The sequence below is a fragment of the Lutibacter sp. genome (assembly GCF_013041805.1).
GTDB lineage: Bacteria > Bacteroidota > Bacteroidia > Flavobacteriales > Flavobacteriaceae > Lutibacter.
In genome coordinates this window covers 1-8561 of the sequence record NZ_JABDRI010000078.1, presented here as the reverse complement: position 1 = coordinate 8561, position 8561 = coordinate 1, and the positions used below count along the sequence as shown (strand labels likewise).

Annotated in this window: 8 protein-coding genes, 1 tRNA gene and 1 pseudogene; 3 read left to right on the top strand and 7 right to left on the bottom strand. The window is 28.4% G+C overall.

The window, feature by feature from the left end; translation table 11 throughout:
• Window positions 1-122: 122 nt before the first annotated feature.
• The 4 genes from HKP59_RS10135 to HKP59_RS10120 all read right to left on the bottom strand — a co-directional run bounded on the left by HKP59_RS10135 (window position 123) and on the right by HKP59_RS10120 (window position 3935).
• The gene (locus HKP59_RS10135) at window positions 123-2171 is read right to left on the bottom strand and encodes a tetratricopeptide repeat-containing sensor histidine kinase (protein WP_291806435.1); all 2049 of its coding nucleotides are present in this window, start codon (window positions 2169-2171) and stop codon (window positions 123-125) included.
• Between the two features lie 108 nt (window positions 2172-2279).
• Complete coding sequence (locus HKP59_RS10130; protein ID WP_291806430.1) at window positions 2280-2993, bottom strand: M15 family metallopeptidase; 714 nt, start codon at window positions 2991-2993, stop codon at window positions 2280-2282.
• Window positions 2994-3000: 7 nt separating this feature from the next.
• Window positions 3001-3438: a GNAT family N-acetyltransferase gene (locus HKP59_RS10125; RefSeq protein ID WP_291806426.1), complete on the bottom strand. Its 438-nt coding sequence runs from the start codon at window positions 3436-3438 to the stop codon at window positions 3001-3003.
• Window positions 3435-3935, bottom strand: coding sequence for a GNAT family N-acetyltransferase (locus tag HKP59_RS10120; RefSeq protein WP_291806424.1), 501 nt, complete (start codon window positions 3933-3935; stop codon window positions 3435-3437). Before HKP59_RS10120 ends, HKP59_RS10125 begins: the two co-directional genes overlap by 4 nt.
• A gap of 236 nt (window positions 3936-4171) precedes the next feature.
• Between HKP59_RS10120 and HKP59_RS10115 the strand changes: the two genes are divergently transcribed.
• Window positions 4172-4244 (top strand) — tRNA-Gly (locus HKP59_RS10115).
• A gap of 31 nt (window positions 4245-4275) precedes the next feature.
• On the opposite strand, the gene HKP59_RS10110 is transcribed toward HKP59_RS10115, so the two are convergent.
• A complete protein-coding gene (locus tag HKP59_RS10110; RefSeq protein ID WP_291806423.1) occupies window positions 4276-4920 on the bottom strand; it encodes a rhomboid family intramembrane serine protease in 645 nt (214 codons plus the stop codon).
• A 58-nt stretch (window positions 4921-4978) separates the two neighbouring features.
• On the opposite strand from HKP59_RS10110, the gene HKP59_RS10105 reads away from it, so the two are divergent.
• Complete coding sequence (locus tag HKP59_RS10105; protein ID WP_291806421.1) at window positions 4979-5905, top strand: lipid A biosynthesis acyltransferase; 927 nt, start codon at window positions 4979-4981, stop codon at window positions 5903-5905.
• Window positions 5906-5971: 66 nt separating this feature from the next.
• On the opposite strand, the gene fsa is transcribed toward HKP59_RS10105, so the two are convergent.
• Complete coding sequence (gene fsa / locus HKP59_RS10100; protein ID WP_291806420.1) at window positions 5972-6625, bottom strand: fructose-6-phosphate aldolase; 654 nt, start codon at window positions 6623-6625, stop codon at window positions 5972-5974.
• A gap of 199 nt (window positions 6626-6824) precedes the next feature.
• Between fsa and HKP59_RS10095 the strand changes: the two genes are divergently transcribed.
• Entirely contained in the window at window positions 6825-8375 is a 1551-nt protein-coding gene (locus HKP59_RS10095; protein ID WP_291806418.1) for a T9SS type A sorting domain-containing protein, read from the top strand.
• A gap of 9 nt (window positions 8376-8384) precedes the next feature.
• On the opposite strand, the pseudogene HKP59_RS10090 reads toward HKP59_RS10095, so the two are convergent.
• A pseudogene (locus tag HKP59_RS10090) lies at window positions 8385-8561 on the bottom strand (short-chain dehydrogenase/reductase); the annotation flags it as partial.

Here is an 8561-nt window from a genome sequence, read left to right as displayed (position 1 = left end):
AAACAGCGGCTTTAAAATGGTTAGCTGATTAGTTAAAAAATAACGCAATGATTTTTTCCTTTTTCACTTGACATATTTAGAATAAAACACAAAAGATTTAAGCAAAAATTTACTATTGAAAACTATTTAAAAAGTGGTAAAGTAAAAGTAAATTCGCTTCCTTTATTTAGAGTACTCTTAACACTTATTTCTCCTCCATTTCGCTCAACGAAGTCTTTACATAAAATTAAACCAAGTCCAGAACCTTTTTCATTAGCAGTCCCTTTAGTTGAGTTTTTAACATCAATACTAAACAAATTTTCAATATCCGTAGAAGAAATTCCAATTCCATTATCCTTTACTGTAATTTCAGCAAAATTTAAATTGATATTGGAGTATACTTCTATACACCCATTTCTTGCAGTAAATTTAATCGCATTAGAAATTAAATTTCTAAGAATAGACTCAACCATATTCCTATCTGAATAAACATAAATGGACTTATTTATAGTATTTAAAATTTCAATTTCTTTATTTATTGCTTGTATTTCTAATAATGAAATTACATTCGCAACCTTTAAAGAAACATCAATTTTTTGTGGGTTAAACTCTAAATTACCTGACTGAGAATTTGCCCAAATTAGTAAATTATTTAATAAACTTGAGGCGTTAGATGCAGAAGCTTTTATAATTTTTAAAAACTTCAACCTTTTATCTTCATCATACTCATGGCTATTTTCAATCATTAGTTCTGAAAATCCTTTAATAGAATTAAATGGATTTCTTAGGTCATGAGCAATAATTGAAAAAAAAGTATCTTTAGTTTTATTAGATCGCTCTAAATCATCTCTTTGAATTTTAATTTCATTATTCATTTTATTTATTTGATGATTTTTATACTCTAATAAGTTGTATGCATTTTTCTTGGCGGTTTGTTGCTGTATTAATAGCACCACAAAAAAACCAAAAAGTACCATTGAGCCAACTAAAAAATACATGAATTTTCTCTCATTATTATACTTTAGTTGAGTAATTTTATTCTCATTTGCTAATTCTTCTATTTCATATTGATTACTTTCCAACCTATTCAAAGCTTGAAATAATTGCACTTTTTTTGTTTGGTTATTTATTGAAATACTATCTTTTACTTTATCTAACTCCTTATGAAAGTTCAATGCTTTTAAAATGTTTCCTTTTTTCTCATAGGAAAAACTCAAGTTTGAAAGGTTCTCCACTTCATATTCTAACGAGCCAAAACCCTTAGAAAGCAACAAACTTTTACTAGCAAAAGTGATGGCTAAATTGTAGTTTTTCAATTTGTTTTCAACAGTGGAAAGATTTAACAAAACAACAGCTTCTAAAACTTTATCTTTTAACTCTTCACTAATAACCAAAGCATTATTTAAGTATTCTTTCGCTTTGCCATATTGTTGTAGTTGTATATAACAATCTCCAATATTATTGTAATTAATGGCTATTCCATACGTGTCCTTTAATTGATTTTGAATCACTATAGATTTTTCATATAGCTCAAGTCCTTCTGCGTGCAACCCTGAATCGGCTTTAGCATTACCAATATTAGTGTAACAATTTGCAATTCCAGGGTTGTTTTTTTCATGTTGATAAATTTGAAGGGCATCATTTAAATATTTAATAGCAAAATCATAGTTTTCTTCATTATAATACAAATCACCTATACGGATATATACACTTGCAATTCCCAATTTATTTTCAACATTTTTATACAGTGATAGCGACTCTAAATAATATTCTAAACCTTTATCTTCTTGATATAATTCAATATAACAAGCTCCAATATTTCTATTAATCTTTGCTAAAAGTAGATTGTTATCTGATTTTTTATATTGAACAATAGCCTGCTTATAATAATCAATAGCCCTAGTATAGTTAAGTAAATTTTCATACAAAATCCCTAATGAATATAAAGAAGAACCTCGGTAATCAGGTAAATCTAATTTATTCGCTAATTCCAATGCTTTTTCATTATAATAAATCGCTGAATCTTTGTTTTTTTCAGAAAACAAATCTGCTATTTTTAAATGTATAGAAACTTTAGTAGTGTCAGAAATTGTATCAAATTTAAATTCATTCTTTAAATCCAATATATTCTGAGCATAAGCTGAAAATAAACTAAAGAAACAGTATAAAATAATAAGAGTTTTTTTTAACATATATTCAAACTTGGGGACTAACAATGAAGTGATATTATAATTTAACTGTTGAAAATTAATATTTTAAAAGCAATTTAACGTATTTTTTCAATAAAAAACACCGTTTATCTATTTTAGTTGAGAATTAATATCTAAAATATTCTCTTTTGTATACTTTTTAATAAATTTTGGAGTAATAAACGTAAAACCATTTAAATTTTTTGAATTTATAAATTTATAAAATTCTACTTTTAAAAATTGGGTTAACATTGGCTTTGAAATTTTTTTATAACTGTAATGCCAAGGCTCATATTTAAATCCTTTTCTGTTTTTTTTGTTCGTATAAACTAAATAAAATCCAAATCTTTCAGCATTATTATCCATCCAGTTTTTTAAGTCAGAAAATACACCATCTTTTTCATAGTGTGATGTTGATAAAACATTTTTTGGTTGATTTTTAGAACTATCAATAATATCAATATCTGTTCCCCAATGATGCCGTGATGTTCCAGGTAAAGTAGAATATTCTATTATTTTTTCAATGGCCTTTTCAGGTGGTATTCCTTCTAAAGTATAAGCTTCATATTTTCTGTTCCAAATTTTTGTTTGACGATCAAAGCTTCTATATGCAGAAACAATTTCGATTAAAACACCTTCTTTTAAAGCCGCCTTTTGCATTTCCAAGAAGGCTTTATGAACCTCACTTTGTAACTTATTTTCATCGCCTACAAAAATTAGGTCTCCCTTACCAGTTAAAGCATCGACTGAATAACTTATTTGAGAGATACCACTAAAACTAAGCAGTATTGTACATAAAATAGTCAATAATAACCTATATTTCATGCTAAATTTATTTAGTTAAATATTTAAACATAACATAATGCTCTCCTATGAATTCCGCCATAAAAGAATCACCAAAAATTTTAAAACCTTGTTTTTTATAAAAATTAACTGCAGTTACTCTAGCGTTACACCATACACAATCTATTTCGAGTTCATTCAATAGCAATAAGGCTTGTTGTATCATTAATTTACCAGCTCCATAACCTTGATACGCTTCTAAAGTAGCCATTCCTCTGAGCTGGTATTGACTTCCTTCTAAATTCGTGTTAGCTGCTTTCATGAAACTTGAAATTGCAATTAATTTCTCATCCTTAAACGCTCCTAAATGAAATGTAGATTCATCAAAATCACCATTAAATTCAAATGGTAAAGGAATATTTTTACGCAAAATTTCTTTTCTAATTCCATAAGTGTCCTGAGGTCTAACTTTCTTAATTTCAATCATTTCTTTATAGTATATAAATATGCAGGTTTGTTATCGTATAAAAATTCTTTTTCCAATTTTAAATCACATTTTTTTAATACTTGAATTGAAGCAATATTTGCTTTATATGCCCTACCAACAATTTCAGAAATTTTCAAGTTATTAAAACCATATTGAATGCAAGCTTTAGCGGCTTCAGTTGCATAACCATTACCCCAATGCTTTTTATAAAAACGAAAACCAATATCAATTTCATCATTCTCGACTTCATATTTTAAACCGCACCAACCAAGAAATTCATTTGTTGATCTTAAACATACAGCCCAACGTCCAAAGCCGTTTTTTTTATAATCAGCATAATTTTTAATAAAATTATTGGCATCTTCTAATGATTCAAAAGCATCATTCCCTGTATATTTTATAACATCCGGATCATTATTTAAATGAAAAAAATGAAATCCATCCGCCGACATAAATTCCCTTAAATATAAGCGGTTAGTTTCTAAAATAACTTTCATAAGAAATAAAATAAATATTTAAATTCAACGTAAATCATACAACATTTAACTAAAGCTAACACAAATTATTGATTTTGAACACTCTGCATTACAACCTATTTTATGAATTAAAATATAATCTACTTTTTACAGATAAATATAATTAAATCTAAGATTATTATGCTTAAAAATAATTGAAAATTGTTAAAAAAATCTTTGTCTAATAGTAAAAGGATTGTATATTTGCCGAACCAATTGCGAGAGTAGCTCAGTTGGTAGAGCTTCAGCCTTCCAAGCTGACTGTCGCCGGTTCGAGCCCGGTCTCTCGCTCAAAAAAAGCCAAACAAATAGTTTGGCTTTTTTATTTTAACTTATCTCCAAAAATCAATAATAACACAATTGGAATACCTAACAATAAAACTGTAGTAAAACTAGTTGTAAATATAGTTGGATACACAAGTAGCATTAAAGCAAACCCTCCTATTGCACCTCCTAAATGAGCCGAGTGACCTACATTCCCGAGTTGTTTTTTCATTCCATAAATAGAATATAACAAGTAACCTAATCCAAAAATATAACCAGGAATTGGAATTGGTAAGGGAAACATCATTAAAGTCATATCTGGATTTAATAAAATAGCAGCATAAATTATTCCTGCAACAGCTCCTGAGGCACCTACAGCGCTATAATATAATTCTTTTTTATGGAAAATGAGTGTAAATAAACTTCCTGCAAATAAACTTCCACTATAAATAATTAGAAACTTTATGATACCTAATTTAAAAATAATGATTGGTGCAAAAATGTATAAAACATACATATTTAAAATTAAATGCAAATAATCTACATGTAAAAATGCTGAAGTAAGCATTCTAATTTGTTCTCCTCTATTTATTGCACCTATTTGAAATTTATATTTCTCAAAAAATAACCTGTCATTAAAACCTTTTATCGAAAAAGCAACGTTGGCAAGAATTAAAATTAAAAGCACTGGATTTATATTCATTTTCAAGTTTATTTGTACTGCACGAAAATACAAAATTTGTTGCTATTGATTTACAATTATGGAAGTATTAAAAATTAAATACGATATTTGCCATGCCGAAATTATGAATCTATTTATCTACATCCTTGTTTATCCATTAATTTGGTTGATTTCAATTTTACCTTTCAGAATTTTATATGTTATTTCTGACGCTATTTTTGTGCTTATTTATTATGTTATTGGGTACCGTAAAAAAGTTGTTTTTGATAATTTAAAATTATCTTTTCCTGAAAAATCAACTGAAGAAATACTTAAAATTCGAAAGAAATTTTATCACCATTTTGTAGATATATTTATGGAAATGATAAAATCGTTTACCATATCCAAAAAAGAAGTTTACAAACGATATACCTATCCAAATATTGATTTTTTTAAAGATTTATATAAAGATGGCAAAAGTGTAATTTTAGTTGGGCCACACTATGCAAATTGGGAATGGATTATGAGTTTAGATTCTTTTGTAGATTATAAAGGCTATGCAGCATACACAAAAGTATCTAACCAATACTTCAATAAAAAAATATTAAAATCTAGAGAAATTTATGGTACTAATTTAGTACCCACTGCGCAAATAATTAGTGAAATTTTGTACAATAAAAAAAATAACATTCAAGCCATGTACGGATTGCTGAGCGATCAATCACCACAATTAAAGAAAACCTTTTACTGGAAAGAATTTTTTGGTGTAAAAGTACCTATTCATACGGGTGGAGAAATGCTCGCAAAAAAATACGATATGAATATGGTTTATATTGAAACTAAAAAAATAAAACGAGGTTTTTACGAAACCACCTTTAGTTTAATAACTGATAATGCGCCTAATTATAAAAATTACGAATTAACAGATGTTTTTATTGATAAAGTTGAAACGCAAGTTAAAAATCAACCAGAATACTACTTTTGGACTCATAAACGCTTTAAACATAAAGATAAAGCTCCCATATAAATTAAAAAACAAAAAGGGAATTACCAGTTGGAAATTCCCTTTTTTAATATCTCTTAAATCTTACATTTAGTTTCCCCTCTTATAATCTGCTAAAAACTGTGCTAACCCAATATCAGTTAATGGGTGTTTTAGTAATCCTTTAATAGCACTTAAAGGTCCAGTCATTACGTCAGCTCCAATTTTTGCACAATCCATTATATGCATCGTATGACGAACAGAAGCTGCTAAAATTTGAGTCTCAAAACCATAATTATCATAAATATGTCTAATTTCTGATATCAATCCCAAACCATCTGTAGAGATATCATCTAACCGTCCAATAAATGGAGACATATAGGTCGCTCCTGCTTTAGCTGCTAATAAAGCTTGTCCTGCTGAAAAAACAAGAGTAACATTTGTTTTAATTCCTTTATCTGAAAAATATTTACATGCTTTTACGCCATCAGCAATCATTGGCAATTTAACAACTATTTGAGGGTGTAATGCCGCTAGCGCCTCTCCTTCTTTAACCATTCCATCAAAATCTGTAGCTATTACTTCTGCGGAAACATCGCCATCTACAATGTTACAAATATCAACATAATGTTGTAAAATATTTCCTGCACCAGTAATTCCCTCTTTAGCCATTAATGATGGATTTGTAGTAACTCCATCTAAAATTCCTAAAGCTTGTGCTTCTTTAATTTGCTCTAAGTTAGCGGTATCTATAAAAAATTTCATTTGTTATATTTTATTTATTAGTATTTATTAATTCTTTTTACAAAAGTAGTCAAATCATTTGTTTACAAACATCCGCAAGAAAAAAAATATGTTTTGTATAAAATAGCATTTCAATTGTAAATTAAATCCATTTAATTTTAAAACAATTATAATTTGTACCTTAGACCCAAAGTTATTAACTTAATTAACTGATTGTTATATGAAAAAAAATACTTTTATTATAACTTTTTTATGCTTCTTTTTAAACATAACATTTAGTAATGCCCAAAAATCTTTAACGGCATCATCTGCTCAAGGCACTGCTACGACAACTGGTAATGGTGTTAACTGGACTCCTATAGTTACAACTTCTCTTAATTTAACAGCCGGTGTAAAGGTACTAGTAGAAGCAACAGTTGAAGTTCAAGTTACTAGTGGAAATAGTGATATAAATACTCAATTTAGATTAACAGATGGCACTAATTATAGTCAAACTATTTCACGTTATGTTGCAACAAAAACATATACAGATAAAGGGATTGTAGCAATATCATTTATTTTTAATTATAACACAGCTTTTTCTGGATCAAAAACTTTTACATTAGAACATACTAAAACTTCAAATGGAGCAAATAAACAATTTACATCAAAAGCGGTAATTGCTGCTATCGAGATTACAAGTAGTAATGTTAGCTTACCAAATGGACAAGGAACAACTGTTTCAATAGGTACTTCATCTACAAGCTATGTAGATGCTGCAACCACAAATATGATAACCCTTGAGAAACCTGCTGATATTTATATTGTTTCTACATTTTCAACAAGTACTACAAATGCTTCTGCTACAGGAGCATGGTCTTTAAGAGAATCTACCGATAATGTTAATTTTGTAGATATAACTAATGCAGAAATTACAAGATCTATCATAGCCGCAAATGATAATGGTATTGGTGCCGCAACTATTGTAACCTTGATTAAAAATAAACCTGCTGGAAATTATTATTTTAGGTTAGGACACAAGGTTAATGTTGGGACAAATATTACAACTTCTGGAGCTACAATATCCGCTCTTGTTTTAAGAGGTACAGTTGCCTCTGGAGACGATTTGTTTCCTTCTTATACTGATTCACCTATAGCTGCATCGACCACCTCAAATACTTTTGCCACTATAAATTCTACCGCTATTACTGCCCCTACAAATACTTTGACAGATAATAATTTCTTTATGCATACAAATTTTAATATGGGAGCTACTGGAGGAAATGTCGTATATGCATCCTATACATTTGGTATTACTGGAGCAACATTCTCATCTTTTGAAATCCAGCGATATGTTTTAAATGGAACAACAGGAAGTGGTGGACTAATTGGCATGGTAAGTGGTATAAATCAAGGAGATTCTTTTACTGCTTCTTTTCTGCATAGAAATTCTGGAGGAGTGACTACATTGAATACATCTAGTATAAATACTATTGGTTTTTTTCTAAATAATGATCCTAATAGTACACTTTCAATAGAAGAAGATATCTTAAATACTAATATTTCTATCTATCCAAATCCTTCCAAAGAACAATTTTTCATTAATAATAATGTTACCTCTGGATATATTTCTTTTAAGTTTTATACGGTAACCGGACAATTAGTGCACACCTTAAATGTATTGCCTAAAACTAATACTAAATTAGATGTTACAGGTTGGACACCTGGAATTTATATTGTGAAAGCAAATAATAATGGTATAAATATTGCGAGAAAATTAATTATAGAATAAGCTTTATATTTATAATTTATAATGATTCATCAATAATTTCTCATACATTTTGTCTGGAAGCAGTTTTTTTAACACAATTGAAAATTTCTGCATAAAATCACCAACTTTATAATGTATTTTTGGTTTTTTTGTCTGGATAATTTTATAAATAGCTTTTGCCATATCAATTGGGTCGCTCCCACTATC

Bases quoted from the DNA above. Each gene is read 5' to 3' on its own strand.
- HKP59_RS10135 (WP_291806435.1), bottom strand. From the start codon at position 2,171: ATGTTAAAAAAAACTCTTATTATTTTATACTGTTTCTTTAGTTTATTT.
- HKP59_RS10130 (WP_291806430.1), bottom strand. From the start codon at position 2,993: ATGAAATATAGGTTATTATTGACTATTTTATGTACAATACTGCTTAGT.
- HKP59_RS10125 (WP_291806426.1), bottom strand. From the start codon at position 3,438: ATGATTGAAATTAAGAAAGTTAGACCTCAGGACACTTATGGAATTAGA.
- HKP59_RS10120 (WP_291806424.1), bottom strand. From the start codon at position 3,935: ATGAAAGTTATTTTAGAAACTAACCGCTTATATTTAAGGGAATTTATG.
- HKP59_RS10110 (WP_291806423.1), bottom strand. From the start codon at position 4,920: ATGAATATAAATCCAGTGCTTTTAATTTTAATTCTTGCCAACGTTGCT.
- HKP59_RS10105 (WP_291806421.1), top strand. From the start codon at position 4,979: ATGGAAGTATTAAAAATTAAATACGATATTTGCCATGCCGAAATTATG.
- fsa (WP_291806420.1), bottom strand. From the start codon at position 6,625: ATGAAATTTTTTATAGATACCGCTAACTTAGAGCAAATTAAAGAAGCA.
- HKP59_RS10095 (WP_291806418.1), top strand. From the start codon at position 6,825: ATGAAAAAAAATACTTTTATTATAACTTTTTTATGCTTCTTTTTAAAC.